Origin of the sequence: Streptomyces sp. V3I8, from assembly GCF_030817535.1 — a bacterium.
Lineage (GTDB): Bacteria > Actinomycetota > Actinomycetes > Streptomycetales > Streptomycetaceae > Streptomyces.
Genome location: NZ_JAUSZL010000002.1, coordinates 4,620,522 through 4,647,018 on the forward strand (window position 1 = coordinate 4,620,522; position 26,497 = coordinate 4,647,018).

At 72.0% G+C, this 26,497-nt stretch carries 26 protein-coding genes; 10 read left to right on the plus strand and 16 right to left on the minus strand.

What is annotated here, in order from left to right; all coding sequences use genetic code 11:
* Positions 1-2 precede the first annotated feature (2 nt).
* The 8 genes from QFZ75_RS20525 (at position 3) to QFZ75_RS20560 (ending at position 6,173) form a co-directional block, all read left to right on the plus strand.
* Positions 3-1,343: an FtsK/SpoIIIE domain-containing protein gene (locus QFZ75_RS20525; protein WP_307538950.1), complete on the plus strand. Its 1,341-nt coding sequence runs from the start codon at positions 3-5 to the stop codon at positions 1,341-1,343.
* A gap of 216 nt (positions 1,344-1,559) precedes the next feature.
* Positions 1,560-2,210 carry a DUF2637 domain-containing protein gene (locus QFZ75_RS20530; protein WP_307538952.1) on the plus strand — a complete coding sequence of 217 codons (651 nt, stop codon included), beginning with the start codon at positions 1,560-1,562 and terminating at the stop codon, positions 2,208-2,210.
* A gap of 16 nt (positions 2,211-2,226) precedes the next feature.
* Positions 2,227-2,409 (plus strand): mobile element transfer protein, encoded by a 183-nt coding sequence (locus QFZ75_RS20535; RefSeq protein ID WP_307538953.1) that lies wholly within the window; start codon positions 2,227-2,229, stop codon positions 2,407-2,409.
* A 15-nt stretch (positions 2,410-2,424) separates the two neighbouring features.
* Positions 2,425-2,709: a hypothetical protein gene (locus QFZ75_RS20540; RefSeq protein WP_307538954.1), complete on the plus strand. Its 285-nt coding sequence runs from the start codon at positions 2,425-2,427 to the stop codon at positions 2,707-2,709.
* A 91-nt stretch (positions 2,710-2,800) separates the two neighbouring features.
* Complete coding sequence (locus QFZ75_RS20545; RefSeq protein ID WP_307538956.1) at positions 2,801-2,980, plus strand: hypothetical protein; 180 nt, start codon at positions 2,801-2,803, stop codon at positions 2,978-2,980.
* Positions 2,981-2,985: 5 nt separating this feature from the next.
* A complete protein-coding gene (locus QFZ75_RS20550) occupies positions 2,986-3,201 on the plus strand; it encodes a hypothetical protein (protein WP_307538958.1) in 216 nt (71 codons plus the stop codon).
* The gene (gene repSA / locus QFZ75_RS20555) at positions 3,198-4,628 is read left to right on the plus strand and encodes a replication initiator protein RepSA (RefSeq protein ID WP_307538960.1); all 1,431 of its coding nucleotides are present in this window, start codon (positions 3,198-3,200) and stop codon (positions 4,626-4,628) included. The genes QFZ75_RS20550 and repSA overlap by 4 nt, the downstream gene beginning before the upstream one ends.
* 123 nt (positions 4,629-4,751) lie before the next feature.
* The gene (locus QFZ75_RS20560; protein ID WP_307538961.1) at positions 4,752-6,173 is read left to right on the plus strand and encodes a recombinase family protein; all 1,422 of its coding nucleotides are present in this window, start codon (positions 4,752-4,754) and stop codon (positions 6,171-6,173) included.
* A gap of 215 nt (positions 6,174-6,388) precedes the next feature.
* On the opposite strand, the gene QFZ75_RS20565 is transcribed toward QFZ75_RS20560, so the two are convergent.
* From QFZ75_RS20565 to QFZ75_RS20585, 5 genes are all read right to left on the minus strand, one after another.
* Positions 6,389-7,270 carry a GyrI-like domain-containing protein gene (locus QFZ75_RS20565; protein ID WP_307538963.1) on the minus strand — a complete coding sequence of 294 codons (882 nt, stop codon included), beginning with the start codon at positions 7,268-7,270 and terminating at the stop codon, positions 6,389-6,391.
* 98 nt (positions 7,271-7,368) lie between these two features.
* Positions 7,369-8,514, minus strand: a complete 1,146-nt coding sequence (locus QFZ75_RS20570; RefSeq protein ID WP_307538965.1) for a sulfite oxidase — start codon at positions 8,512-8,514, stop codon at positions 7,369-7,371.
* Positions 8,515-8,521: 7 nt separating this feature from the next.
* Entirely contained in the window at positions 8,522-9,556 is a 1,035-nt protein-coding gene (locus tag QFZ75_RS20575; protein ID WP_307538967.1) for a Yip1 family protein, read from the minus strand.
* A gap of 92 nt (positions 9,557-9,648) precedes the next feature.
* Positions 9,649-11,106, minus strand: a complete 1,458-nt coding sequence (locus QFZ75_RS20580; RefSeq protein WP_307538970.1) for an FG-GAP and VCBS repeat-containing protein — start codon at positions 11,104-11,106, stop codon at positions 9,649-9,651.
* A gap of 245 nt (positions 11,107-11,351) precedes the next feature.
* Positions 11,352-12,077, minus strand: coding sequence for an SDR family oxidoreductase (locus QFZ75_RS20585; RefSeq protein ID WP_307538971.1), 726 nt, complete (start codon positions 12,075-12,077; stop codon positions 11,352-11,354).
* Between the two features lie 79 nt (positions 12,078-12,156).
* Here QFZ75_RS20585 and QFZ75_RS20590 point away from each other — a divergent pair, with 79 nt between their 5' ends.
* Positions 12,157-12,744, plus strand: coding sequence for a TetR/AcrR family transcriptional regulator (locus QFZ75_RS20590; RefSeq protein ID WP_307538972.1), 588 nt, complete (start codon positions 12,157-12,159; stop codon positions 12,742-12,744).
* Here QFZ75_RS20590 and QFZ75_RS20595 read toward each other — a convergent pair.
* Positions 12,741-13,031 carry a hypothetical protein gene (locus tag QFZ75_RS20595; protein WP_307538974.1) on the minus strand — a complete coding sequence of 97 codons (291 nt, stop codon included), beginning with the start codon at positions 13,029-13,031 and terminating at the stop codon, positions 12,741-12,743. The genes QFZ75_RS20590 and QFZ75_RS20595 overlap by 4 nt on opposite strands.
* 84 nt (positions 13,032-13,115) lie before the next feature.
* On the opposite strand from QFZ75_RS20595, the gene QFZ75_RS20600 reads away from it, so the two are divergent.
* Positions 13,116-13,310, plus strand: a complete 195-nt coding sequence (locus tag QFZ75_RS20600; RefSeq protein WP_307538975.1) for a DUF397 domain-containing protein — start codon at positions 13,116-13,118, stop codon at positions 13,308-13,310.
* 49 nt (positions 13,311-13,359) lie between these two features.
* Here the strand turns inward: QFZ75_RS20600 and QFZ75_RS20605 are convergent, their stop codons facing one another.
* The 10 genes from QFZ75_RS20605 to QFZ75_RS20650 form a co-directional block, all read right to left on the minus strand.
* Positions 13,360-14,835 carry an FG-GAP-like repeat-containing protein gene (locus QFZ75_RS20605; RefSeq protein ID WP_307538977.1) on the minus strand — a complete coding sequence of 492 codons (1,476 nt, stop codon included), beginning with the start codon at positions 14,833-14,835 and terminating at the stop codon, positions 13,360-13,362.
* A 245-nt stretch (positions 14,836-15,080) separates the two neighbouring features.
* Positions 15,081-16,388, minus strand: coding sequence for a VCBS repeat-containing protein (locus tag QFZ75_RS20610; protein ID WP_307544629.1), 1,308 nt, complete (start codon positions 16,386-16,388; stop codon positions 15,081-15,083).
* 252 nt (positions 16,389-16,640) lie between these two features.
* A complete protein-coding gene (locus tag QFZ75_RS20615; protein ID WP_307538979.1) occupies positions 16,641-18,353 on the minus strand; it encodes a zinc ribbon domain-containing protein in 1,713 nt (570 codons plus the stop codon).
* Entirely contained in the window at positions 18,350-18,907 is a 558-nt protein-coding gene (locus QFZ75_RS20620) for a phage tail protein (protein WP_307538981.1), read from the minus strand. Before QFZ75_RS20620 ends, QFZ75_RS20615 begins: the two co-directional genes overlap by 4 nt.
* Positions 18,904-20,862, minus strand: coding sequence for a putative baseplate assembly protein (locus QFZ75_RS20625; protein WP_307538982.1), 1,959 nt, complete (start codon positions 20,860-20,862; stop codon positions 18,904-18,906). Before QFZ75_RS20625 ends, QFZ75_RS20620 begins: the two co-directional genes overlap by 4 nt.
* Positions 20,862-21,308, minus strand: a complete 447-nt coding sequence (locus tag QFZ75_RS20630; RefSeq protein WP_307538983.1) for a GPW/gp25 family protein — start codon at positions 21,306-21,308, stop codon at positions 20,862-20,864. Before QFZ75_RS20630 ends, QFZ75_RS20625 begins: the two co-directional genes overlap by 1 nt.
* Before the next feature lie 139 nt (positions 21,309-21,447).
* The gene (locus QFZ75_RS20635) at positions 21,448-23,349 is read right to left on the minus strand and encodes a VgrG-related protein (protein ID WP_307538985.1); all 1,902 of its coding nucleotides are present in this window, start codon (positions 23,347-23,349) and stop codon (positions 21,448-21,450) included.
* On the minus strand, positions 23,349-24,074 hold the full coding sequence (locus tag QFZ75_RS20640; RefSeq protein WP_307538987.1) for a LysM peptidoglycan-binding domain-containing protein: 726 nt from the start codon (positions 24,072-24,074) through the stop codon (positions 23,349-23,351). Before QFZ75_RS20640 ends, QFZ75_RS20635 begins: the two co-directional genes overlap by 1 nt.
* A gap of 15 nt (positions 24,075-24,089) precedes the next feature.
* Positions 24,090-24,515: a phage tail protein gene (locus tag QFZ75_RS20645; protein ID WP_307538989.1), complete on the minus strand. Its 426-nt coding sequence runs from the start codon at positions 24,513-24,515 to the stop codon at positions 24,090-24,092.
* A 101-nt stretch (positions 24,516-24,616) separates the two neighbouring features.
* The gene (locus QFZ75_RS20650; RefSeq protein WP_307538991.1) at positions 24,617-25,117 is read right to left on the minus strand and encodes an extensin; all 501 of its coding nucleotides are present in this window, start codon (positions 25,115-25,117) and stop codon (positions 24,617-24,619) included.
* Positions 25,118-26,497: the final 1,380 nt, after the last annotated feature.

Here is a 26,497-nt window from a genome sequence, read left to right on the forward strand (position 1 = left end):
TCATGGCCGACATCGCGACCTGGTTCGAGCTGGGCGGCGTCGCCGCCGGTGCCGGCGGTCTGGGCTACGCGAAGGTGCACGCTCCGCGCGTGTACTGGTCGCTGGTCGGGATGCCGGTCACCTGGGGCCGGTTCACCTGGTCCTACCGCTCGACCATGGAGGTCTGCGGGCTGACGGTGCAGCCGGCCGGGTTCCGGGCGTTCATGACGCGCAACCTGGCCCGCCGCGAGGTGCGGCCCCTGCCGCCGAAGGTGCGCCGGGTGTGGGGTACCTCGACGGGTCTGCGGATCTCGCTGCGGCTGCCGGCCGGTCTGGAGCCTGCGGATGTGGCCGCGTCCTCGGAGCGTCTGCGGCACGCCTTCGGGGTGCAGTCGGTGACCGTCGCGGAGACCAAGCCCGGGTACGTGGAGCTGCGCATGACGGGCTATGACGTGCTGCGCCGGGTCCGTCTGCCGCGCAAGGCCCGCCCGCGGGACATGGTCGTGCCGGTGGCGGTGCGTGAGGACGGTTCGGTGTTCGAGCGGGACTACCGCACGGTTCCGATGGCGCTGACCCTGGGGGCGAACTCCTCGGGCAAGTCGATGTATCAGCGCAACCTGGTCAAGGGCCTGGCCAGGCTCCCGGTGGGGCTGATCGGGATCGACTGCAAGCGGGGCGTCGAGCACGGCCGCTACGCGCCGCGTCTGTCGGCCCTGGTGACCGATCCGGACGCGGCCGGCCGTCTGGTGGACGCGCTGGTGCTGGAGATGGGCGAACGCTTCGACCTGCTCGCCCTCTACGGCGTCTCGGACGTGTGGGAGCTGCCCGAGAAGCTGCGGCCGGTGCCGCTGATCGTCCTGATCGACGAGGTGGCGGAGCTGTTCTTCGTGACCTCCAAGAAGGACGAAGCGGCCCGTGATCACACCGTCATGCAGCTCGTGCGGCTGGGTCAGATGGCCCGCGCGGTCGGCATCCATCTGGAGGTGTGCGGGCAGCGTTTCGGCTCCGACCTCGGCAGGGGCGCCACCGCATTGCGCGCTCAGCTGACCGGGCGTGTGGTGCACCGCGTCAACGACAAGGCCACCGCCGAGATGGGCCTGTCCGACATCTCCGCGGAAGCGGTCGTGGCCGCCACCTCGATCCGGGTGGATCGCCCTGGCGTCGCGGTGGCCGGTGACACCTCCGGTGGCTGGTCCCGTATCCGCACCCCGATGACCACCCCGGACGAAGCGGCGGCCGTGTGCCGACAGTTCGCGCACCTCACCCCGGACCTGCCGTTCCTGGCCCCGTTCCGGCCGGTCAACCGCCTCGTGCCTCCGAAGCCCACCGCCCCGCCGCGCGTGCCCCCGCAGAAGACCCCCTGACCAGGCAGGAGATCACTCATGGCCGCACGTCGGACCACCAAGCCCAAGCCTGCGCCGGTTACGTGCCCGGACTGCAAGGGCGCGGGGGAGATCACCGAAACCGTCCGGGTCGGCGCCCGCAAGGGACGTGCCACCGGTCACCGGCAGGCGGCCATGTGCTTGACCTGCTGGGGCTCCGGCGTCGCCCCCGCTGATGACTGAAAGGAGGTGAAAGAAGTGCCTCGCTCGATCCGCATCGATGCCGTACTCGTCCAGGCCGTGATCGCCGGCGCTCTGTCCTTCGCCCACCTGCACGACCTGGCTGCCGCTGCCGGACAGAGCGGCTGGAAGGCCTGGGCCTACCCGGTCTCAGTCGACCTGCTGCTGGTCGCGGTGTGGCGCCGGCTGCGCACCGAACGCTCCAAGCTGGCCTGGTTCTGGTTCCTGGTCGCCCTGATCGCATCGCTCGGCGCGAACATCGCCACCGCCGGACTCCTCGACCTCGACCACGTCCCGGCCTGGCTGCGCATCACCGTCGCCGGCTGGCCCGCGCTCGCCTTCCTCGGCGGCACCCTCCTGGCCCACACCCCGGCCGATCCCCCGCCGGACCCGGCCCCGGAGCCTGCCTCCGAGCCCCGGACCGCACCGGTCGTCGACCGCCCCGAAACGGCACCCGACCCGGCCCCGGAAATCCCTGCCCCCGAGCCTGTCCCGGCTCTGCCGCAGGCCCCGGTGCCCGCGGTGCCTCCGGCGCTGGTCGACCACGCCCGCAAGGTCGCCACCGAACACCGCACCCGCACCGGCTCCGACATCGACACCGCCACCCTGCGCGTTCGCCTCGGCATCCCGGAAGACCTCGCCGGCGCGATCGTCGCCCAACTCGCCTGAAAGGAGGTGACCCCTCGTGCGCCCGAACCGCTTCTACGACGTGATCCGCATCGGTCCCGTCAAGGTCGGCACGTTCAACAACGGACGCGGCCAGACCCGCCACACCGCCGCCTGCACCGCACCCGCCTGCGGCTTCTCCACCGAGCACGGCAACCGCTCGGCCGCCGAACTCGCCGCCCGTACCCACCGCTGCACCTGAGAGGAGGACACCGCCATGCAGCTCCCCGAGGACCAGATGCGTGCCGGACACATCCCTGCTGACCTCTACCGGCAGATCCCGCCCGGCACGGACATGCGCAAGGTCGTGATCGTCCAGCAGGCGCCGCGCTCCTACACGGGGCCAATCGTCCTGACCCTGGTCGTCGCCGCCGGGTCCGTCGCGGTGCTGCTGGTCATCGCCTTCGTCGTCCAGGTCGTCGCCGGCGCGGCCGTCGCCGTCCTGTCGGCCACCGGCGGACTCGGCTACACGATCAACCGCACGAACCGCTACCGCAAGTAGCACCCTCCGGGGCGGCTCTCTCGCCAAAGAACCGCCGCCCCGGACGGCTCCACCTCTTCCTGATCTTTCGACCCGAAAGGGCTCACTCATCATGCCTCAGCACGACTCGACCGCGCCCGTCTGCCGGGACTGCAAGGGCTTCGCCGCCGTCGCGGTGACCACCGGAACCCGTCACCGTGACGGCTCCCGCACCACCCTCCTGGTCGACTGCCGCACCTGCAAGGGCACCGGCCACACGGCCCCCACCGCCGCGCTGTCCGCCGGGCGGTGACCGGGATGTTCCGCAAACTCCCCTCCAACCTCACCCCGACCGAGGAAAGTCCCGGCCTGCGGGTCCGCGGCGGCACTCGGTACACCCGATCCCAGGGCGACTACCTGTGCGGCGGCTGCGGCGCCGAGGACCACGCCAACGGCGACACCAACGTCAAGGCCCTGGTCGACGACTACACGGACCGTCACGGCCCCGCCCACCGCAACGGAGGTCGTTCGTGACTGACACCGCCTCCTTGGCGGGTCTCGACCCGGCCACCCTCACCGACGTGTTGAGGGTGGCCGGCGCCGATGACTTCGACCGCTGGCACGAACAGATCCGCCGTACCGGAGGCTGCTCCGACCCGATCCGCCTCACCGGCGGCACGAAGACGATCGACCCGACCACGAAGACCGTCCTGCACTACTACAACACCGACGAGGAACCGGGCGGGATGCTCCGTATCGCCTGCGGCAACCGCCGTGCCTCGCGCTGCCCGGCCTGCGCCTGGACCTACGCCGGCGACACCTACCACCTGATCCGTGCGGGCCTGACCGGTGACCCGGCCAAGGGCACCCCGTACACGGTGCGCGAGCACCCGCGGGTCTTCGCGACCCTCACCGCGCCCTCGTTCGGGCCCGTCCACAACCGGCCCGGCAACCGGCCGTGCCGCTGCGGGGTCCGGCACGAGGAAGAAAACCCAGTATTGGGTACGCCTGTTGCCCCTGAGACGTACGACTACGCGGGCGCCGTGCTGTGGAACAACCACGCCTCCGACCTGTGGCGCTACTTCACGATCTACCTTCGCCGCGAGATCGCGAAGCGGGCCGGCCTCACGCAGAAAGACGCCCGTGAACAGTCCCGGCTCTCCTTCGGCAAGGTCGCTGAGTACCAGAAGCGCGGGGCCGTCCACTTCCACGCGGTGATCCGCTTCGACGGACCGGACGGGCCCGACTCCCCGCCCCCGCACTGGGCCACCCTCGGCCTGCTCGACGACGCGATCCGTGCTGCCGCCGCCCGCGTCGCGGTCGACGTTGCCCCGGCTCGGTATCAGCCGGACCCTGAGCAGCCTGCGCGCGTCCAGCCGGCTCGCACTCTGCGGTGGGGCACCCAGCTCGACGTTCAGCCGATCGGCGCGTTCGGCAACGGCGAAGACCTGACAGAGCAGGCGGTCGCCTCCTACGTCGCCAAGTACGCCACGAAGGCCGCCGAGACCACCGGCACGGTCGACCGCCGGGTCGGCAACAAGGAAGCCCTCGTTCTGCTCGGCGTGCCCGACCATCCCCGCCGGCTGATCGAAGCGTGCTTGGACCTCCACGCGCTCTACCCGGAACGCAAGCTCCGCGACTGGGCCCACATGCTCGGCTTCCGCGGCCACTTCTCCACCAAGTCCCGCCGCTACTCCACCACCCTCGGCGCCCTCCGCCAGGTCCGCGCCGACTACCGGGCCGCCCAGCAACGCGCCTCCCTCGGCCTGCCCGACCCCGACGACCACCCGGAGGCAACCACCCTCGTGCTCGCCCACTGGACCTACGCCGGCCACGGCTACACCCCCGGCGAATCCTGGTTCGCCGCGAACATCCGCCGGGACATCCAACTCAACCGCGAGACCGCACGCGAAGCGCTCACTGACTGGGACGGAGGTTGCCTCGATGACGCACAAGGCTGAGCAGACGAGTCGTAAGTCGGTGATGACGAAAGACGAGTGGATCGCGAAGCACCTTCGTCGTGCGCCGGCGCGGGATGAGGAGTGGGTGCACCGCCTTCTCGTCCTGCAAGGGAGGGCCTAGTTGTGGCTCTCAAGATCGCGGTTTACACGCGCATTTCCCGGGACGACGAGGGGGATGGTCTCGGGGTCGCACGGCAGCGTGAAGACTGCGAGCGGCTGACGGATCTTCGAGGCTGGGCGGTCGCCAAGGTCTACCAGGACAATGACGTGTCTGCCTACAAGCGGAACGTCCGGCGGCCTGAGTTCGAGCTGATGCTGAGCGACTTGGCGGACGGCCTGATCGACGGGGTTGTCTCCTACGACCTTGACCGGCTCGCTCGACAGCCCAAAGACCTTGAACGCCTCATCGACCTGTACGACGAGCGCAAGCGGCGAGTGTTCGCCACTGTCACCAATGACGTGAACTTGGGTACGGCTGACGGTCGCACCATGGCGCGCGTGATGGTGGCGTTCGCCAACAAGTCCTCTCACGACGCGTCACGTCGAATCCAGCGCAAGCACCTTGAACTGGCACGACAGGGGAAATCCAGCGGTGGCCCGGCTCCCTATGGATGGCAGAAAGACGGACGCACGGTCGACCTCGTTGCTGCGGAGCACATTCGCGCTGCTCAGCAACTGCTACTGGCTGGCGTGCGCATCGGAACCATTCGCACGGACTGGCAGCGTCGGGGCTTGGGCCACCCTCGCGAGGGTGTCACCCGGCTGCCGCATCACCTCGTGGAACGCATGCTGACCAACCCGCGCTTGTGCGGCTACCGCACCTACCGCGGGGAAGTCCTCCTTGCGGACGACGGAAGTCCGGTCATTGGTGAGTGGGAACCGATCAACACCGTTGAAGAGTGGGAGGCGGTGTGCGCTGTCGTAGCGGAGCGGAAGCAGAAGTACCCCGGGCATTCGTTGGCCCGGAAGTACTTGCTGTCGGGGATTGCCCGCTGCGGCCTCTGTCACAGCAAGATCCGTGGTCAGGTAGCCCGTCGACGGAATCCGAACCCCGGAGTGGCCAAGTTCAGTTACCAGTGCTCCGTGGTGAACGGAGGTTGCGGCAAGGTGGGACGTGTCGGAGAGGCTGTCGACGAGTTCGTCATCAGTCTCGTCCTTGCTGAGCAGCGGGAAAGAGCTGCCAGTGCCACAGTGGAAGAGGCCGAGCCGTGGGTCAATGCGTCGGAGCTTGCTGACGTTGAGAGGGACATTGCCGCCCTCACTCAGGCGGCAAGGACGAAAGAGATCACGGTCTCCACGCTGCTCCAACTGCTGCCGGATCTAGAGCGTCAGCGTGACGAGCTGAAGCTTGAACGTGGTCGTTTCAGCAAGGCGCGGCAGCAGACTGCTTCTCTGGGCGTCGACTCGCTTGAGGACTTCCTGGCCCTTCCGATCGAGCGGCAGCAAGCGCTGATCCTTCACAGCCTCTCGGCAGTCTTGATCCACCCTGCCGGGAGAGGGCGGCGCAAGTTTGATCCCCATTTGATCGAGCCCGTATGGCGCTGACCACGAACTGAATTACCTACTGCCAATCCTGAACGCGAGGCCGTGCATCTGCCGGCCTCGCGTTCGTCGTGTCATGGGGCTGACCTGCGTTTATGTTGTCTTTGGAACTACCCTCATTTGATCAACTGCGCCTGGAGTGTCCTGCCGCCCGTGCACAGGGCCGGGGACGCGGCCAAGGTGAACAGGGAAGCCCTTTAAGGCCTTGTCAGGGTTTGTCAGGGCCTTGCTTCCCGTTCCACCGGGATCCACAGTTCCGCCTCCGCCTGCGACGCGTCCGGGGAGAGGCGGGTGCTGAGGATCTCGGGGCCCGGCCTCGTCCCGTACGGGTTGGACGGGAACCACTGGGTGAAGACGTCCCGCCACAGGTACTGGAGCGCCTGCGGGAACGGGCCCGAGTTCTCAAAGACCGCCCAGGTGCCCGCCGGGACCGTCAGCGAGTCGAGATCGGTGGAGGGCGCTGTTCCTGTCACCACCCCGTGGTAGTAGTCCAGTTCCGTTCCCTCCGCCCGGCTCGGGTCCAGGTTGTCGCTCACCCCCACGATCCCTGACGGCTGCTGGTCGGACAGGGCGGTGACGCGGCGCAGCGTCTCCTTGTCGATGCTCCTGATGAACCGCGCTATCTCCGGGTTCATCCCCTCGTGGACCAGGGGGACGCGGATCTTCCTGCCGACCACATGGAACTTTTTCTTCTCCACGATCCGGTATCGCATGCTGCTGTTCCCTTCCACGACGAGGCGGAAGGACAGCCGGGGCTGGGCGGTCAGCGTGGCTCCGGTGCGGCGGGCCCGGCCCGGGCCCACGCCGTGCACGGCCCGGAACGCCCGTGCGAACGCCTCCCCCGAGCCGTAGCCGTACCGCACCGCGATCTCCAGCAGCGTCCGCTCGCCGGCCAGCACCTCGGCGCCCGCGACGGTGAGCCGTCTGCGCCGGACGTACTCGGACAGCGGGAGCCCCGCCAGCGCGGAGAACATCCGCCGGAAGTGGTACTCCGACGTCATCGCGATCCGGGCCAGCTCGGTGACTTCGAGCGCCCCGGGGTCCTCCGTGCCGAGACGTGTCTCGATGTGCTCCAGCGCCTCGTTCAACCGTTCCAGCAACCCGGCCTCCTTCCCTTACGCCCTTCACGTTACGAAGGGCGTACCTCGCCGCACCCGACATCTCGTGCCCGGTTCGGTCAGGCCGAACGGTCGCCCGGCTACAGGCAGGCCACCGTGATCCGCTGTACCTCGTTGTTGGCGAAGCCGCCGCGGTTCCACGGCTGGGTGAGGGGCTGGGCGGTGCCCTCGGCGTCCGTGGCGCGCACCGTCAGGACGTGGTGGCCGGGGGCCGCGTCCCAGGAGGTGTGCCAGCGGCGCCAGGACCAGGCGTCGCCGTCCGCCGGAGAGGGGGCGAGTTCGGCGTCCTGCCACGTCGTGCCGTCGTCCGTGCTGACCTCGACCCTCACGACCGGGGCGCGGCCCGACCAGGCCCGTCCCTCCAGCGGCACGGGGCCGGGGCGTACGACCCGGGTGCGGGACATGAAGTCCGGGAAGCCGGGCGGGATCATCAGCGCGCGCGGGGCGATACGGGTGATGGGCTCGCCGGGCTCGTCGGGGGACTGGCGGTAGCGGTACGCCACCGCCTGCTGGAAACCGGTGAACGGGGTGTCGGTGACCGTGATGTCGGTCAGCCACTTCACGCTCGCCATGCCGTACCAGCCGGGGACGATCAGACGCAGCGGGTACCCGTGCTGCGGTGGCAGCGGGGCGCCGTTCATCTCGTACGCCACCAGGACCTCGGGGTCGGCGGCCGTCGCGTCGGCGAGGGACAGGCTGCGGGCGTAGTCCTGTTCGACGCCGCGTTCCACCCCGTGGTCGGCGCCGGTGAAGACCACCTCGACGGCGTCCGGCTCGACCCCCGCCCGGGCGAGCAGCGTCCGCAGCGGTACGCCCGTCCAGTCCGCCGTGCCGACCGCCTCGACCAGCCAGGGCTGGCTCACGGGGCGGGGGGTGAGCCGGGCCCGGCCGTTGCCCGCGCACTCCATCGTCACGCGGTGGGTGACGGACGGCAGGGCGCGCAGGGCGGCCAGGTCCAGAGTCAGCGGCGTACGGACGCGGCCGTGGACCGGGAGGGTCCAGGTGCCGGCGTCGGCGGCCGGGATGTCGTAGTGGACGAGGACGTAGTGCAGCCCCGGCGGGGTCACGTCGTAGCGCAGGGCCTCCAGGGGGAGGCCGTGGTTGCGGGCCGCGAGGGCGAGCTCCTCGTGGCCGATCCCCTCGGCGGGGCCGGCCACCCGGCCGGGTGCGCTGACCTCGGCCGGCAGACGTGACGGCGACGGTGACGGTGACGGATGTGCGTTCATGCCCGGCTCAGAACGTGCCGAGCTTGATGATCGACAGGAGCGCGACCAGCTGGATCGCCGACGCGCCCAGGGCCTTGGGCCAGGGCAGGTCGTGCGACTTGCCGACCATGAGCGTGAAGAGCGCGCCGGCCGCCACCCATGTCACCCAGCCGAGGATGCGTACGAAGGGCGCGTCGCCGCTCGCGAACATCGCGACGACCAGGCGCGGCGCGTCCGTGATCGACATGATCAGCATGGAGAGGCCGACCGTGGGCTGCCAGGCGCCGTCGCCGCCGAGCTGGCGGGCCAGGGTGTGCGTGACGACGCCCAGGATGAAGGCGCTGAGCACGATCGCGACCGCCGTCGTCAGGACGATGGGCACCGCGTTGGCCAGCGTGGCGTTGATGGCGTCCGCGCGGGCGCCGTCGAAGCCGAAGACGGCCAGCAGGCCGTAGAGGAACGTCACGACGAGGGCGGGGCCCCACATCGTGTAGTCGCGCATCTGCAGGAAGGTCGGGTTCGGGCGCATGACGACGCCGCTCAGCAGTTCCTTCCAGGGCAGCTTGGGGCCCACCGGGGGCGCGGCGGTCTGGCCCGCGCGGTAGGTGCCGCCCTGGTTGTACGGGTCCTCGTCGATGGAGAACGCCGTCGTGTGGCCCGGCTGGTTGGCCGCGTACGGGTCGTGACCCTGCGGCTGGTGGCCCTGTGGGTGGTGGCCGGGGTCGCCGAAGTACTCCGGCTCGCCGTGTCCGTTCCCCTGCGGGTGCCCGTTCCCCTGGGGCCACTGCTGCGGTCCGTTGCCGCCGCCGTTCCCGCCGCCGCCGTACTGGGGCTGCTGCGGGTGGGCCCCGGGCGCGGGGGGATAGCCGTAGGACGGGCCGCCCCGGGGGGCCTGCTGTCCGTACGGCTGCTGCCGCGGTTGCCGCGGAGGCGCCTGCTGCGTGCGGTTGTCCCGGCCGCGTCCGATCCTGAATCCAGCCACGTAATCGAACGTACCTGGTCCCGCAGAGTCACGGGCCGGGCCCGGGGCATCGGACCCGGCTTTGCTGCCGAGCTGTGACATCCCCTAGGGGCTCCCTAGGGGATGCCGGAGGTTTACCACCGGTCGGCTACCGGGTGACCACTGACCGGATCACTGACCGGATCACTGACCGACTACCGGCTGCTCACAGTTCCGCCGTAGGCGAGTGCGCTCGTCGGGGCGGGCAGGCCGAGCCTGGCGGGCGTGAGGGCGTAGGAGCCGTCGGCGCCCGACCGGGGGAACGCCCACACGCCACCGGAACGCGCGTTCTCGCCCGGTGAGCCGACCGCCAGGTCCCGCGTGCCGTCGTGGTCGTAGTCGCCGGTCGCGACGGCGGCGCCGAAGGCGTCACCGGCTTCCGCCGCTCCCGGCACGCGCGGGGTGCCCTGGTTGTACGCGACCGCGTGGCCCTGGCCGGACGCGTCGACCAGCCCGTCCTTCGTGCCGAACACCAGGGTGGCCGCGCCCGCCGCCGCCCGGGTGCCGATCGCCTCGCCGGGGGCGCCCACGACCAGGTCGTCGCGGCCGTCGCCGTTCAGGTCGGCGACGGCGAGGGCGGCGCCGAAGCGGTCGCCGGACTCGGCGACGCCCGGTACGCCGGCCGTGTCCTGGTTCAGGGTCTGCTTGCGGAACCCGAAGGAGCCGTCCGAGCCGGTGCCGTAGTGGATGTGCAGGCCGCCGCCCTTCGCGTACTCCTCCGGGCCGCACGGGTCGTCGATGTTCTCGTCGGCGATCTCCCGGCACTCGCCGAGGACCAGGTCGTCGTGGCCGTCACCGTCGAAGTCGCCGGTGACGAGGGCGGAGATCCCGGCGTTGTCGGTGTTCCACACGTTGCCCAGGGCCTCGTCCACCGCCTCCCACGCCCAGATCCGTACGTGCGACTGGGTGAACGGGTCGTTCGTCCAGTACCCGACGGCGAGGTCCGCCGCGCCGTCGCCGGTGAAGTCCCCGGTGGTCAGGACCGGGGCGCGGCCGCCCATGGCCGCGGTGACGACGGTGGCGGCGAGGCCGTCGGCGGTGCGCAGGACGACCTTGTCCTTGCCGCCGACCACGATGTCCCTGCTGCCGTCGCCGGTCAGGTCGGCCGCGGCGACCGACAGCCCGTACGCCGCGGAGGCGGCGGGGCCGGTGGTGACGTTGGCGCCCGGGCCGGGGCCGTCCTCCGCGCCGCCCACGACCGTGACCAGGCCGGCGTCCGTGCCGCGCCCGGTGATGTCCTCGCCGGGGGCGCCGACGAGCAGCTCCGCGATGCCGTCGCCGTTCAGGTCCTCCAGCGTCACGGCGGCGCCGAAGCGGTCGCCCGTCTCCGGGGTGCCGGGCACCTCGGCGGTGGCCTGGGTGACGCGGATGCCGCCGTGGGCGCCCACGCCCCTCCTGCCGCCCCACAGGATGTTGACGTACCCGGCTCTCGCCTTGCCGGCGACGGCGCCGTCCGGCACTCCGACGGCCAGGTCGGCGTAGCCGTCACCGTTGAAGTCGCTGGTGGACGGGGAGGGCGGGGTGGCGGCGGCCGCCGTGGGAGGGAAGGCCAGGGCCGTGGTCGCCGCCGCGGCGACGGTGGCGGCGAGGGCGGCGTACGTCCGTATGCGCACGGGGGACTCCAGGGGCTGGGGTGGCTTCAAACAGGTGGCCGGGTGGCCGGATCGGACGGTTTCGTTCGGTTCACCTGTGTGACACCTGGAGTACGCGCGGGGTTGTGCCGGGTTCGGGACCGCTGTCCCTGTGTATCGCTGTCCCTGCGTGCTGCTGTCCCTGTGTACTGCTGTCCCTGCGTGCCGCTGCCCTTGTATGACGTCTGTATGACGTCGTCCCTGTACGACGCTCTGGGCGGGCGGGGTTACGGCACGAACGACCGCAGCTGTTCGTCGAGCCACGGGTAGAACTCCTCGGCCCTGGTGCCCAGCCGGGACTTCAGATCGCGCGTCGGTTCGTCGGCCAGTACCTCGATCGAGCCGTCCGCGACTCCGTCGTAGGCCTGTGCGACCACGCTCGCGGCGCTGACCTTCGGAACGTCCCAGCGTGCCGCCATCGGCGTGTCGACCATGCCGACGAGAAGGCCGATCACCTGCGTTCCCTGTCCCTGCAACTGCGTCCGCAGCGCGTTGGTCGCCGACCACATCGCGGCCTTCGACGCCGCGTAGCCGGTCGGCACGTTGACCCAGCTCGCCGAGGACAGGATGTTCAGGAGCGTTCCCCCGCCGTGTGCGGCCAGCACCGGGGTGAAGGCGTTCGCGACGCGAAGTGTCCCGAAGAAGTTCGTCTCGAAGATCCGGTGGAGCTCGTCCTCGGGCCCCGCGATGGAATCGCCGGCGGGTGCGATACCGGCGTTGTTGACCAGGAGGTCGACGTCCGGCGCGGCGGTGACGGCGGCGGCGACGGCGCGGGGGTCCGTGATGTCGAGGGGCAGCGGCTGGACCCGGGGGTCGTCCCAGCGCCTGGGCGTGCGCGCGGCGGCGTAGACCTTGGCGGCTCCGCGTTCGAGCGCCTGCAGCACGAACTGTTCGCCGAGTCCGCCGTTGGCGCCCGTCACGAGCACTGTCCGGCCGTCGAGTGACTGGTTCATCTATACTCCAGAACTAAGTGGGGACCGTCCCCGAATGAGTATGTGGGGACACTCCCCGCTTGGTCAAGGAGGGGTGGTCATGGCCGCTGACCGAGGTGCCGTCGAGAAGGGCGCGCGTCCTCTGCGCGCGGACGCCCGGCGCAACCGCGACGCGATCCTTCGCGCGGCGCGCGAGACCTTCGAGGAGGAGGGGGTACTCGCCTCGCTCGACGGCATCGCCCTGCGCGCGGGCGTGGGGAACGCGACGCTCTACCGGAACTTCCCGACCCGGGATGACCTGCTGGCCGCGGTGATGCAGGACGCCATCGACATCGCGTTGACCGAGGCGGACGAACTGGCCCGCTCGCTCGGTCCGCGGGAGGCCCTCGCGGAGTGGCTGGTGCGGCTGACCTGGAAACTGCGCATCTGGCACGACCTGCCGTACTGCGTCGCCACCGCCCATCAGGACCCGGAGTCGTCCATGAACACCGCGTGCAACCCTCTGCTCGCGCGGACGGACGCTCTCCTCGGCGAGGCGAAGTCCTCGGGCGACGCGATCGGGACCATCACCGCCGACGAGGTGTTCGAGCTGGTCACCACGCTGTCGTGGGGTGTCGACCGGTTCCGCGACGATCAGCGGACCGCGCGCAGGCGGGTGGAGGTCGCCACGGCCGGCGTCTTCGTCTAGCGGCGGCGGGGTTCGGTGCCGAGCTCGCACCAGACGTACTTGCCGCTGCCGCTGCCGGTGCCGCTGCCGCCGCTACCGCTGCCGTTGCCGCCGTTGATCCGGAACCAGCCCCAGTCGTCGGCGTACGCGTGCACGAGGTGCAGGCCCCTACCCGACTCGTCGTCCTGCCCGGTGCTCCTGGCGCGTGGCCCGGTCAGCCAGTTGGACACCGTCCTGCTGGACTCTCCGCACGCGGGGACGTTCATCGACGCGAAGGCGCAGCTCGACGTGTACCGCAGAGCGATCACCTCTGTGGAGGCCGCTGCGCTGGGGGTCGTAGAGCCGAGGGACTTCGTCCACCGACTCGTGCGGCACATCTGAGGGGCCTCGTCATGACACCGCTCATACCGTGGCAGAAGTCGTCGTTCTCCGACGGGGAGGACGCGCCCAACTGTGTGGAGGTCGCCGCCCCCCGGGGCACGGACACCCTCCTCCTGCGCGAGAGCGACGAACCCGGCACCGTGGTGCAGGCCACCGGCGCTGGACTCGCCGCCCTCATACGTCATCTGCGGCGGCCCTCGCACTGAGGGCCCGCCCCCGGGTGCGGAGGCGGGCCCTGCGTACAGCGGACGGGACTCAGTTGGCGGCGTTGGCGCCGAAGGCCGGCGTCGAGTTTGTCGAGACGCCGACCGCGGACGGGGCGAGGGAGCGGGCGCCGGTGGTGGTGATCTTCGTGCCGTCGGAGGGCAGGTAGACCACCGAGCCGTTGTAGGCGTTCTCGCCGTACGCTCCGACCGTCAGGTCGGCCTTGCCGTCTCCGGTGACGTCGGTGAGCTTCACCTCGCTGCCGAACGCGTCGTCCTTCTCGTCCGAGCCGGGGACACCGGCCGTGGACTGGGCGAAGTACTGGTAGCCGGAAGCGGTGTTCAGGCCGGATTCGGCGCCGTACAGGACGGTCACCGCGCCCGTGTTCACCACGCCGTTCAGGTTCTCGCCCGGCGCGCCGGCCACCAGGTCGGTCATGCCGTCGCCGTTGATGTCGCCGAGCGAGAGCTCGCTGCCGAACCAGTCACCGCGCTCGGAGGACCCGGGCACGTTGCCGCTGTTCTGGCTCACGGCGACGGTGGTGGCCGGGCCGGCGGCCGAACCGTAGATGATGTGGACCTTGCCGCCGTCCACCGACTCGGGCACCGACGGGGAGCCGTCGTTGGCGGGGTCCCAGTCCTGGCCGGTGACGATGTCGCCGAAGCCGTCGCCGTTGACGTCACCGATGCCGGTGATGACCCCGCGCTTCACCTCCTGCGCGGACGACGCCTTCAGGCCGGAGGCCGAGCCGGGCACGTAGAAGTTGGTGTTGTAGCCGTAGTCGCTGTCGGTCTCGTAGCCGTTGACGACCAGGTCGGTCTTCCTGTCGCCGTTGACGTCGCCCGCGGCGAGCACCAGCGGGCCGGTGTCGCCACCGGACCGGATGTCCGTCTTGACGGTGTAACGGCCGCCGTACGTACCGGACTTGGTGATACCGCCCTTGAAGACGTACACCGAGTTCGACGAGGAGCCGACCGCGAGGTCCTCCGTGCCGTCGCCGTCGAAGTCGCCCGCGGCGAGCGCCGTGCCCCAGCGGTCGTGGGACGAGACCGCCGGGTCCTTGATCGTCGTGGCGCCGGACAGGCCGTTCGCCGAGCCCCACACGATGAGGACGGTGCCGCCGTCCTTGTCGCCGTCCACGTCCTCGTACGAGGCCTCCGTGGCGAGGTCGTCGAAGCCGTCACCGTTGAAGTCGCCGTACGCGCTGACCCAGCCGAAGCCGTCGTCGGTCTCGGCGCTGCCCGGGACGCCTGCGGTGTTCTGGCTGATCGTCGTGCGGTTGCCGGCGGTCACACCGCTCGGTGAGCCGTACAGGGCGACGATCTGGCCGGCGCCCTTCTTGCCGCCGACGGTCGCCCAGCCGGCCGAGTACGCCACGTCGCCGTAGCCGTCGTTGTCGAAGTCCGCCACGGGGTGGTGGACGGAGTCGGCCGCCGTCGCCGTCGCGGCCGTGAAGGTGAGGAGCCCGCCCGTCAGCGCGGCAGCGGTGGCCGTCGCGAGGGCGAGTCTCAGGTACTTCTTCTGCATGCGGGAATCTCCTGCTGCATGCGGGAACGCCTGGCAGGCGCCCGCAGTCAATGGGGTGCGTACCGCCTGTGTTAACCCTGGGTTCCCCCGGGTTCCACGGGCGGTTAGCGATCACAAGACCGTCGGGAGCCGCCGATGGTTGTACGTGAGTTCGGAGTTTGTTCGAAGTTTGTTCAAGCAGGGTGAGCAGGACGAACAGAGTGAACGGGGCGAACGGGGACCACGGTTCCCGGGAGGGCGGTGCGTCAGCCCTCCGCGCCCAGGAACTCCGAGGTGGAGAAGGTGAGTGCGGGCTTCCGCGCGATCAGGCCCTTTTTGTCACCCGGGTACACGGCGACCGTGTCCCTGGTGTCCGACGGGTAGGTACGCACCACCAGGTCCGCCCGGCCGTCGCCGTCGAAGTCGGCCACCGTCAGCACCCGGGTGGTCCCCCGCGCGGGCGGCCGCACGGTCACCGTCCCGGTCGCGGACAGTCCCTCCGCGCCGCTCTCGATGATCCTCAACTGCGAACCGCTGGAGACGAGTTCGTCCCGGCCGTCGCCGTCGAAGTCCCCGGCGTCCAGGACCGTCCCGGCGACGGCGAGCTCGGCGCGCCGGGTGCCCGGCACGTCGTACCGCAGGGCCGTGCCGCGCATCGTGCCGATCGCCGCGTCGAGCCCCTTGCCGCCGCCGAACCGCCCGAAGGCGACGTCGATGCCCTGGGGGAGGGCGACCGCGGTGCCGGTGGGGCCGGCCGGGCCGCCCGGGACGAGCGAGGAGCCGGAGGTGCCGGCCCCCTCGGCCGTACGCACGAGCAGGTCGTCGTACCCGTCGCCGTCGACGTCCACGGCCGGCGGGGTCGGTACGTTCCCGGGTGAGGCGACCGGTGCGCCGGCCGCCTTCGGGGCCCCCTTGCGGGTGAAGGGGCCGCGCAGGTGACTGAGACGGCCGTCGGAGGCGTGCACGACGAGGTCGGCGTCCCCGTCGCCGTTGAAGTCACCGCACACGGGCTGGTCCGGCCAGTCGTTGCCGAAACGTGCCTGCGGGGGGATCACCAGCTTGACGGCCTTGCCGGACAGCCCCCGGGCCGAACCGAACAGGATCTGCAGCGGCACCGGCGGCTGCCCCTGGCCGTCGTACGGCGGATCGGTCGAGACGACCAGGTCGGTGAAGCCGTCCCCGTCGAGGTCGCAGGTCGCCTCGGCGTCGAAGACGGCGGGCAGCTGGCCCTTGGTGGCGGCCGCGTGCTGTGCGGTGCTCAGCAACTGCCGTGCGGCGGGCGCGAGTCCGCGCCTGGACCCGTACACGATCCCGATGCCGGCGTCGTCGCCGTGGCTGTCGCGCTTCACCAGGTCGTTGAGGACGAGGTCGCGGTGGCCGTCGCCGTTGAAGTCGTTGTCGACCTCGCTGCCCCTGCCCAGCGGCACGGGGACCCGCGCGGGGGCCTTGGCGACCGTGACGGGCTCGCGCCGGGCGGCGCCGGAACCGTCTCCGCCGCCTGTCCCGCCGCAGCCGGTGAGCAGCAGGGCGCAGCCCGCCACGGCCCCCGCGACCCGTATCCCGCTCTTCTCCATGGCCACGTCAACCTCGACCGCATCGTGGGACAACAACCTGCACATGATGCGACGGAGAGAGGTCATAAGTCATCAGGGGCGGCCATCCCGGTACGGGACCGGGCGGGACCGGTCCCGCCCGATCCGGGCGCAACGGTACGAAGTGCCCGAAGCGGCAGCGTGGAGCCGGATCGGATGCGATCCAATGTGGTCCGATCCGATGTGATCCGATCCGATGTGATGCGCTCCGATCGGATCCGATCCGGCTCCGTGTCACGAGTTGTTGCTGTTGGAGCGGCCGAAGAACTCGATCTCGGCGATCGCCACCTGCTTCTTCGCGTCGGCGTGGTAGGCCGACTGCAGGGTGAACCGCACCTTGACGACCGCGCCGACCCGGAACTTGCGGCGCTGGCCGCCCGCGGTCTGGTCGAGGTTGATGATCCGGGTGCTCGTCTTCCCGTCGGCGGTGGTGATCTTCGCCTCGATGCGGTGCGGGAGGGCCGACTGCTGGAGCTGGTCCACCTTGGTCGAGGTGCCGGGGGTGATGATGAGGTCCAGCAGCCGGGTCGGCTGGTCGAAGCGGGCCTCCACCCACTCGCCCTCACCGGACTGCGAGACCCCCGGCCCCCACCAGGTGTTGTTGAGCATGTCGAAGGCGAGCTGCGGGCTGTGGCCGGGGTACGAGCGGGACGCGCGCACGCTGTCCGGGGCGACCGCGGCGCGCTTGGAGAAGTGGTCGCGGGTGGCGTTCACCCCGTCGCCGATGTTGACGACGAGGGTGATGATCAGGCCCAGCACGACGGCGCCGACGACCCAGTTCATGATGCGTCCGAAGCCGCGGCGCAGGCGGGGGCGGTCGCCCGCCCACGGGGTCTCCGAGCCGCGCAGGTTGAGCAGCCGGCGCCACCAGGTCTGCCGCTCCGGCGGGCGCGGGCCGCCCGCCATGGGCATGGCGCAACGGCCGCAGAAGTGCCGGTCGGGTCGGTTGGGGGTGGCGCACCAGGGGCACGGCGGACCGGTCTCCGGGCCCGCGGCGGGGCCCGGGGCGCGGACCTGGGGGCGGTCCGCGACCGGGCGGCCCGGCAGTACCGGGGCGACGACGGGGATGGCGGCGGCCCGGGGTTCGGGGTCGTTCACCGGGATGAGGAGGGACCTGGCCCGCTCGTCCGCAGTGGCGGCGGCGGAGGGGGCCGGGGCGCCGTGGCCCAGGCCCACCCGCGGCTCGGTGTCCGCGTCGGGCGACAGGGGGCGGTCGGCGGTGCCGGGGGCGAGGGCGGCGAAGACGTCGGCGGCCGGGGTGACCGGAGCGACCGGGGTGCCCGGGGTGCTTCCGGCACCGGCGCCCGTGCCGGATCCGCCGGTTCCGGATGCGCCCGTGCCGGACGCGCCCGCGCCGAACGCGCCCGCGCCGGATCCGGTGGCCCCGGTCCCGGTCGCGCCGGATGCCGGGGTGCTGCCGAAGCCCGCGGGCTCGGGGTACGGCAGCGGTGCCTCGGCGGACCCCTGTGCGGAGCCGGTGCCGGAGTCGGCGCCGGCACCGGCGCCGGACGCGCCTGCGCCCGCACCGGAGCCCGCACCGGCGTGCTGCCGTGAGTCGCCGCCCCCGTCCGAGCCGCCGGTGCCAACCGGCCCGTCGCCCCGCCCGTGGGTCTCGTCCCCGGCGGGGCGGCCACCGGTCGCGGTCGTCGCCGCGGGCGTCGCGAGGGTCGCGGGAACCGCAGGGGCCGTGGAGGCCGCCGGGGTCCCGTCCTGGCCTGTGCGGGCCGCCCCCGTACCGCCGCCGGCGTGGCCGGCCGCGGAGTCGCGGGCCGGTGCGGCGGCGGCTCCCGCGGCCACCGGGGCCGCGGCGGACCGGTCCGTGCTCCCGGACCAGCCGAGTACCGCACCGCAGGAGTCGCAGAAGGACTGGCCGGGCTCCGCGCGGGTGCCGCACTCGGCACAGCTGCGCGCCGGCTCCCGTCCCGTGCCGGAGGTCTGGCTGGTCATCTCTCGGGAGTCCTTTCGGCAGCGGTCACCTGGACCGTGTAGGGCATGTGGGCGGGACGGGCGGCCGCCACGAGGCTGTCGAGGCGGTGTTCGTCGGCGCGGGTCGGGTCGGGCAGCCGCAGGGCGACGTGCAGGCGGGGGCGGCGGTCGCCGGGGACCGGGCCGAGCGGCCGGGCGTCCCAGGAGGCGCCGCCGCTCTCGGTGATCTCCGGGGCCACGCCGAACACCAGGCGCACCGCCTCGGACAGGCCGCGGCTGGTGCCCCGTACCCGGTGCAGGAACGCGGCGGCGGCGACGGCGGCCCGCAGCCGGTCCTCGGGCTCGCTGCCGTCGGTCTCGGCGCCGACCCAGCCCGCCAGCCACCGGGTGAAGTCCACCGGCGCGAGGCTCGGCGTGAAGTAGGAGTCCAGGTTGTCCAGGACGGCCAGGATCGGCGCGAGCACGTCGTCGAGCCCGCCGACGAACCGCTGCGCCAGGTCGTCGTCGGCGAACACGGCCGGCAGCGTCATCCCGATGGGCGAGGAGGACCCCAGCCCGTCGATGGAGCCCCTCACGGGCGGTCTCCGATCACTCGGACGCGGTGGTCGAAGGAGAAGACCAGGGACGGGGCGTCCAGGTCGATGCGGTCGGTCGGGTCGCCGCGCTTGCCGGTCAGGGGGTCGGCGGGGTGGAGCTGGACCTCGTCGACCAGCTCGACGCCCGGGACGCGCTGGAGCACGGCGAAGACCTCGCCGGACTGGACGGGCCGGCCGAAGGGCCAGCCGCGGCCGTCGGCGCCGCCGGTCAGCGGGTCGAGGTGGCGGTACAGGGCGTCGTGCGCCTGGCGGCGGACCCGGTCCGTGTCGGTGCCGCGGAACGCGTGCACCGTCGCGACCACCGTGATGCCCTGGTAGAAGGGCGGGCCGACCGCCAGCCGGGTCCCGATCAGGCGCCGTTCGTCGAGGTGGCGGGTGATGCGGCGCAACAGGTCGTCACCGGGGACGAGTTGCTCGAAGCGCAGCCGGCCACCGGGGTCGGGGACGGCCTGCGGGACGACCAGCACCCGTACCGCGTACGCCCCGTGCTCGCCCTCGTCGCCCTCCAGGCAGGTGATCCTGGCCGTCTCGGGGGCCGCCCGGCGGGCCAGTTCCTCGTAGTCGCGCAGGGTCACCGCCCGCTCCTGGGCGCGCAGGGTGATCGGCGCCCGGGTCTTCGCCTCCTCCACCGTCTCCCCGTCGACCCCGCCGCGCGCGGCCTCCCGGTTGACGACCTCGGAGACGTACGGGACGGACGTGCGCAGCACCTGGACGGCGCCGCGCGCGACGTTCCCGGACCGCCCGCCGCCGGTGCGGTAGCGCGCGGCGCGGATGACGGCGCCCTTGGGGGCCACCGCCCCGTACTGGCGCAGGCCGCCGTCGGGCTCCCGCACCGCCGGGCCGAAGGCGATGTCACCGGTCGAGGCGTCCAGGGTGATGTGCCGGTCGTACGGGGTGGACGCGGCGAACGACGGGACGACCTCCCAGTCGCTCCAGCCGTCGTGCTCGGCGGTCTGCAGCAGCACCGGCGGGGTGTCGCCCACCACGGGCGCGTGGGCCAGCCGCAGCCGCTGGCCGGGCAGGCCGGTGGACTCGCCCAGCGCCTCGTCGTACACGGTCTCGGCGTGCACGGCCGAGGTGGTGCCGCCGAGCGTGAACGCCTCCACGGACCGCACGGTCGGCGAGGTCGTGTAGAACGGCTGGCCGGGCAGCGGCTCGGTGACCCGGCAGCGCAGCCAGCCCGCCTCCTGCCCGCCGGTGCGGGACAGGGTGTGCGCGCCGGGCACGTGCAGGACGACCTCGCCCGGCCGGTTCAGACCGCCCGTGCCGTCCCGGTCGACCTCGCACCCGACCCAGCCGTCCTCGGTCCACGCCTCCCACACCAGCGGGGGCTGCCGCGGGTCCACGCCGACACCGTCGACCCGGCTGTCCAGCTCCATCGCGACCGCGCAGTGCGGCACGGCGGCGCTCAGCCCGAGCAGCATGCAGTCCCCGGGCCGCGGGGACTCGGTGAAGCACATCAGGTCCTTGCCCTCGGCGAGGTCGGCGGTCCTGTCGGTGCCGGGCTCCCCGCTGCGCTGGACCACGAGGTGACGCAACTCGCACGGTACGAGCGTCAGTTCGCGCTCGGTGGCGAAGACCGCGGCCTCCTCGCTCTCGGTGCGCGTGGTGGCCACCTCGGTGCCCATCGGCAGCAGCACGGCCTCGTCCTGCGGCGCGGACAGCCAGAACGTGACGTCCGTACGCGCCGCGGAGGGCGGGAAGAGCGTGATGCCCACCAGGTCCAGGAACGCCAGGTGGTTCTTCTCCGGGACCCGGTTGAGGCGGTAGACGATCTGGTCGGCCATGTGGGCGACCGTCTCGACGAGGGTGACGCCGGGGTCGGAGACGTTGTGGTCGGTCCACTCCGGGGCGCGCTGCTGGATGTAGCGCTTGGCGTCGTCGACGAACTGCTGGAAGCGCCGGTCGTCGAGGTTCGGGGAGGGCAGGGCCATCAGCGGTCGCTTTCAGGGGAGTCGCCCGGGCCGGTGGCGCCGGGCTCCTCGTGGGAGGGGATGACGTAGAAGGGGAAGACGAGGCTGCGCGGGTTGTTGGTACCGCGGATCGAGTAGCGGACGTCGATGAAGAGCACACCCTGGTCGGTCTCGCCGCCGGCGGTCACCTCGACGTCGCTCACCTCGATGCGCGGCTCCCAGCGGTCGAGGCTCGTGTACACCTCGTGCTGGATGCGGCCCGCGGTGGCCTCGTTGACCGGGGCGAACACCAGGTCGTGGATGGCGCAGCCGAACTCGGGGCGCATCGGCCGCTCGCCCGGCGCGGTCGCGAGGACGAGCCGGATGGCCTCCTCGACCTCGCGCTCCCCGCTGACCAGGGCGATGCCCCCGGTGGGGCCGATGCGCAGCGGGAACGCCCAGCCGGAACCGACGAACTGCTCGGCCATCAGGGAGCCACCCGCCTTCTCATCGTCGTCGTCATGGTGTTTTCCGTCGTCACGGTGCTTCTCGGGGCCGTGGTTCTCGCACGGTCGGTGAGCGTCATCGGCGTCATCGGCGTCATCGGCGTCATGGGGGCCATCGGCGTCACGGGATCGGGTACGGCTTCTTGTTGACCGTCACGAGGCCCATGAGGTCGACGTTGACGGCCCGGATGCCCACCTGGCCGATGGTGTTGATCTGCACGGTGCCGCCCGCGTTCACCGACGCGGCGCCGAGCGCCTTGAGGTTGAGCGCGCCCATCGCGTCGACGGTCACCGCGCCGCCGAGCGACTTGAGGTTGACGATCCCGCGGCCCTGGAGGGTGAGCGGACCGCCGCTCCTGATGCTGATGCTGCGCCGGGCGCTGAGCGTGAGATCGGTACCCGCCTCGACGGACACCGAGGTGCCGCCCGTGATGCTGACGGCGCCCTTGCTGTCCACGGTGATCTCGGTCTTGGTGCGGTCCAGGTTGATGATCAGCTTGTCGTTGCCGCTGGCCACCCGGACGCCCTGCTTGCGCCCGCCGGTCTGCTGGCTGAGCAGGTCCACCCGGTTGCCGTCCCGGTCGGACAGGGTGTGCCGGATCGCCTTCTTCTTGACCGGGTCGTGCAGCTGCACGTCCTTCACCACGGTCGGCTTGTCGATGCCGTTGTAGAGGCCGCCGATGACGAAGGGGTGGTCGAGCGCGCCCCGGTCGAAGGCGACCAGCACCTCGTCGCCGACGTCCAGCGGGAAGATCCCGCCGCCCGCCTTGCCGCCCAGCTGCACGGTCCGCGTCCAGTCGCTGACGTACGCGTCGTCCAGCCACGGGAACTGCAGCTTCACCCGCCCCTGCTTGAGCGGGTCCTGCACATCGGTGACCAGCGCGTTCGCCACGCTCGGCAGCCGGGGCGAGGCCGACCCGCCGCCCGACGTCAGGCCGAACAGCGAGCGCCACTGCCGGCCGCTCACGGTCACCAGCGTCTCGTAGTGACTGCCCGCGCCGAAGGTGTGCCGTACGGAGGTGACGGTGTACTTGCCCTCGAAGGGGACGCCCACGTCGGTGAGCGCGATGGCCACGCCGGGCCGCAGCACGGGATTGCCGTGCACCGTGACCTCCAGCTCGGCGAACGAGGAGGTGAGGTCGTCGGCGAGGGAGGCGGCGGCGAACTTCACCTCGGGTCGGCGGTCGTACGGGGTGTCGGTCTCGACCAGCTTGGCGGCCTTGAAGGCCGTGGCCGCCTTCTGCGGGGTGATCCCGATGGCGAAGGCGGGGTTTGTGCCCGCCTTCGTGAGCTCGACGATCTTCTTCTTGGTCGGGATGTCCCAGCCGCGCGCCTCGACCTTGTCGACCTGGTCGGCGGCGGTGACGGCGGCCCGGCAGCGCAGGACGTCGACCCTGCCCCGCAGCACCCGGGGGTTCGGGTCCTCGGGGGAGCCCACCGGGGGCGCCTTGGAGGCCGGGTCCGGCTCGCCGAACTCGAACTTCCCCTTGGCGTCCAGGGACATCACCATCTCGTTCTCGTCGGCGAGCCGCGCGAGGAAGTCCCAGTCCGTCACGTTCGACTGGCTGATGAACTCGTAGACGGTCTTGGTGGTCTTGATCTTCCCGATGGGGATGCCGTTCATCGCGGCCAGCTTGCGCGCGATGTCGGAGGCGGTCTGGTTGCGGTACGCGGCGACCCGGCGCACCCGCATCAGGCGGTGGCCCGGGTCGTACCCGCGGACGACGGTGAACGTGCCCGTGCCGTCGTAGTCGGTCTCCATGCCGGTGACCTCGCCGGTCAGCAGCGGGGTGCCCGCGCCCTGGCCGTCGGCGACGGGGGCGATGACCACCTTGGAGCCGAACCGGACGTTCAGCTTGCCCAGCACCTCGCGGTCCGGGTCGCGGAAGGTGAGCCGGAACTCGCCGGGCACCCCGGCCCCGAGGTCGACCCAGCCGCCGACCAGCAGGTTGATGTAGTCGGGCGGGATCTTCTTGCCGTCGAGGGTGACGTGGATGATGTTGGAGTAGGACGGCTTCGCCATCAGAAACGCACCTCCTCGGCGGCCGGGAGGACGAGCTCGATGCCGGTGGGCAGGCGCGAGGGGTCGTCGATGCCGTTGCTCTCGGCGATCGCGCGCCAGGCGGCCGCGTTGCCGTACTCGCGCCAGGCCAGCGACTGCAGGGAGTCGCCCGCGACGACCCGGTGCACCCGCTGCGCGGTGAGCGAGCCGGAGGTGGGGTTCTGCCCCTTGGTCGTGCTGGGGATCTCGTGCAGCGCCACCTGGCAGGTGGCCCGGATCGGCACACCGGTCGTACCGAACAGCGAGTAGGTGACGTCCACGGAACTCACGTACGCGGTGAAGCGGGCCGTGGAGAACGAGCCCCACTGGAACACCACCCAGGGCGGCGACGGCTGCTTCGCGGCGATGCTCTTGGCCGTCACCTCGCAGCAGTCCAGCAGCGACTCCACGTTCTTCAGCACCACGTTGCTGGTCGGCTTCGTGGACGTGTCCAGGAAGATCTCGACCGTCATCTGGCGCGGCTCGGGCCCCATGAACTCCGGGACCGTGCCGTTGCGCACGGCCGCAGCCGGTGTGGACTTCCACGTGGCGCGCCGGGTCAGCTGGAGCTGCGACGGGTTGAAGTCGAAGTTGAACGTCTTGATCAGACCGCCCGGCGTGGTGCTGGAGCCGACGGGCGGTTCGTGGATGGCGAGTGTGGCCCGCACGAGGCTCTTGCCCGCGCCGCCCTTGCTTCCCTTGGCCATGTGGTGTCCCGCCCCTCAGTCCGTGAACCCGTGGTGCGTGATCTCCAGGACCTCGGTGGCCACGCTCGGGTTGGCCGGGTCCAGGGAGGGGCCCGTCCAGCTCACCGGCAGCACGTCGATCAGCCCCCAGTGCGCCACCTCCGAGCCGTCCGCGCGCAGCGCGGCGATCTGCGCGGTGGGCCGCTTGATGCCGGTGGCCACGGAGGAGATCCAGGCCGCGACCTTGGTGGTGTCGGGCGTCAGCGGCCGGGTCAGCCGGATGTTGGAGAAGGTGACGCGCGACGGAAGCTGCCAGACGAACCCGTTGTTGCCGCCCTCCTGGTGGTGCTCGATCTCCACCGCGGACGAGAGCCCTTCGCACCCGTTGAAGTACCCGAGGCTCTCGCCGTCGATGGTCAGGGTGAAGAAGATGGTGGAGCCCGGGTCGAGATCGCGGGGCATCGGGGGCGGCCTTTCTGCGGACGTCGGTCGTGCGGGGTCGTGCTCTCGGATGCCGGGGTCGCGGGTTCCGGCCACCGGCGGGCGGGCGGCCGGGCGGCCGGTCAGCGGCGGGGGTCGCGCAGTCTGCCGATCCGTTCCCGGTCGAGCCGCAGCTCGGTACGGATCAGCCGCGTGATGCGGCCGATCAGCCGGTGCGTGAGCTCGTCGAGCTGGAAGTCGGTCAGGGAACGGGGGTCGAACTGCCCCTTGGCGACCGCGGTGTACTCGGGCGGCGACTCACCGGCGTCGTACGGCGGCGGCCCGCCCTTGGCGGACCCGGCCCCGGACGACCCGTGCGACATGGTGCCGGCGGCCGTGACCGGGGTGACGGCGGTGGTGGCCCGGGCGGACGTGGGCAGCAGAGAGCCGTTGGGCGCCCGCTGCACGGACCGCACGGACCGGGCGGACTGCGCGGGTGGTGCGGGTGGTGGGGGCTGGGTAGGCCGTACGGACTGGGTGGACCGGCTGGACGGCACGGGGGCGGCGGGTGCCGGGGACGACGGGCCGGACGCGGACGCCGAGTGCCGTTGGACGACCGGCAGCGCGGGCAGTGGGGGCAGCACGGGCAACGCACCCGGCCGGGACAGCCGTTGGGGACGTGGCTGAGGGGCCGGCCCGGCTGCTCCGGCGGACGGCGCGGCAGCGGCAGCGGAGGCGGCAGCGGCAGCGGACCTGGCCACTGCGAGGAGGGGTACGGCCCGGGCGGTGGGGGCTGCGGCCCGCTGCACCGCCGGTCCGTTGCCGGACGACGCGGACCCGCCGTGCGGGGGCGCCGGGCGACGTAGCGGGACGGCGGTCGGGGACGCCGGGCGCCGGACCGCCGAGGGCGCGGCGGGTGACGAGGCCGGGGCGAGGGCGCGGGCGGGGGTCAGTCCCCGCACGGGAGCGGCGGCCGTGAGCATCTGGGTGGGTGAGGAGATCGGTGCCGGTGCCGGTGCCGGTGCCGGTGACTGTGCCTGTGCCAGTACCGGTGCTTGTGCCTGTGTCGGCATGGGTGCGGGCGGGTTCGTGGTCGCGCGCTGCACCGCCGGTACGCGCCTGCCGCTCACCGGCTTCGTGCCCGCGACGGCGGGGTTCGCCGCCGTGGCGTTCTGCACGGCGAGGGTGCGGGAGACCGGGGGTGACAGGGGCACGGCCGGGAGGCGTTGGGGTCGCGTCGTCGATCTCGGTGCCGGTGCCGGTGCCGGTGCTGATGTCGGTGCCGATGCCGGTCCTGGTGTCGATGCCTGCGGCCGGTGTGCTGTCGACGCACGCTGGACGGCGGGCGGCCCGGCGGGGCCCGGACCGCTGGGAGTGGTACGGCCCGAAAGGGGCCGTGCGTCCGCCGGAGGGGCGGAGAGGGGTGCGCCGAGCAGGGGGCGCTGCCGCGGGGCCGCGGGTGCGGTGGCGCGCTGGACCGGGGCGGGCGAGGAGACGGTCCGGGGTACTGCAGGCGCCGGGGGTATCGGTACGGGTGTGGGCGCGGGTACGGCCGGAGAGGCGGGGGAGTCCGCCGTCGACGAGGGTGCGGCGGGGGACGGCGGGAGGGCCGGGCCGAGTGACGGGGACGCCGGGGCCGGAACCGGAACCGGAGGGGCGGCGGTGGGCAGGGGGCCCGAGGTCGGCGCGCCCAGGCCCATACGCCTCGTCCCGGTGGAAGCACTCCGCTGTACGGGGTACGCGCCGGTGCTGGACGGGGAGGCCGCCGTGCCTGTGGTCGTGGTCGTGGCCGTGGGAGCGGTGTTCGCCGCTGTCGTTGGGCTGGGAGGGCCGACCGGCTTGCCCGTCGCGGGAGTCGGGAGGCCGGTGGCTCCGGTGGCGGACGGTGAGGCCGTGGTCCCGGGCGGCGCGGTCGACGCGGAACCGGAACCGGGCTGCGCCCGCTGGACGTTGACCGCGGTGCCGGGAAGGGGCGCTGTGCCACCGGGGGCGGTGGCAGCCCTGCCGGGGCCGGTCGGCGGCGC

Bases quoted from the DNA above. Each gene is read 5' to 3' on its own strand.
- QFZ75_RS20540 (WP_307538954.1), top strand. From the start codon at position 2,425: ATGCAGCTCCCCGAGGACCAGATGCGTGCCGGACACATCCCTGCTGAC.
- QFZ75_RS20575 (WP_307538967.1), bottom strand. From the start codon at position 9,556: ATGTCACAGCTCGGCAGCAAAGCCGGGTCCGATGCCCCGGGCCCGGCC.
- QFZ75_RS20645 (WP_307538989.1), bottom strand. From the start codon at position 24,515: ATGCCCCGCGATCTCGACCCGGGCTCCACCATCTTCTTCACCCTGACC.
- QFZ75_RS20605 (WP_307538977.1), bottom strand. From the start codon at position 14,835: ATGCAGAAGAAGTACCTGAGACTCGCCCTCGCGACGGCCACCGCTGCC.
- QFZ75_RS20545 (WP_307538956.1), top strand. From the start codon at position 2,801: ATGCCTCAGCACGACTCGACCGCGCCCGTCTGCCGGGACTGCAAGGGC.
- QFZ75_RS20585 (WP_307538971.1), bottom strand. From the start codon at position 12,077: ATGAACCAGTCACTCGACGGCCGGACAGTGCTCGTGACGGGCGCCAAC.
- QFZ75_RS20640 (WP_307538987.1), bottom strand. From the start codon at position 24,074: ATGGCCAAGGGAAGCAAGGGCGGCGCGGGCAAGAGCCTCGTGCGGGCC.
- QFZ75_RS20525 (WP_307538950.1), top strand. From the start codon at position 3: ATGGCCGACATCGCGACCTGGTTCGAGCTGGGCGGCGTCGCCGCCGGT.
- QFZ75_RS20550 (WP_307538958.1), top strand. From the start codon at position 2,986: ATGTTCCGCAAACTCCCCTCCAACCTCACCCCGACCGAGGAAAGTCCC.
- QFZ75_RS20570 (WP_307538965.1), bottom strand. From the start codon at position 8,514: ATGAACGCACATCCGTCACCGTCACCGTCGCCGTCACGTCTGCCGGCC.
- QFZ75_RS20625 (WP_307538982.1), bottom strand. From the start codon at position 20,862: ATGGCCCTGCCCTCCCCGAACCTCGACGACCGGCGCTTCCAGCAGTTC.
- QFZ75_RS20635 (WP_307538985.1), bottom strand. From the start codon at position 23,349: ATGGCGAAGCCGTCCTACTCCAACATCATCCACGTCACCCTCGACGGC.
- QFZ75_RS20630 (WP_307538983.1), bottom strand. From the start codon at position 21,308: ATGGCCGAGCAGTTCGTCGGTTCCGGCTGGGCGTTCCCGCTGCGCATC.
- QFZ75_RS20615 (WP_307538979.1), bottom strand. From the start codon at position 18,353: ATGACCAGCCAGACCTCCGGCACGGGACGGGAGCCGGCGCGCAGCTGT.
- QFZ75_RS20600 (WP_307538975.1), top strand. From the start codon at position 13,116: ATGACACCGCTCATACCGTGGCAGAAGTCGTCGTTCTCCGACGGGGAG.
- QFZ75_RS20610 (WP_307544629.1), bottom strand. From the start codon at position 16,388: ATGGAGAAGAGCGGGATACGGGTCGCGGGGGCCGTGGCGGGCTGCGCC.
- QFZ75_RS20590 (WP_307538972.1), top strand. From the start codon at position 12,157: ATGGCCGCTGACCGAGGTGCCGTCGAGAAGGGCGCGCGTCCTCTGCGC.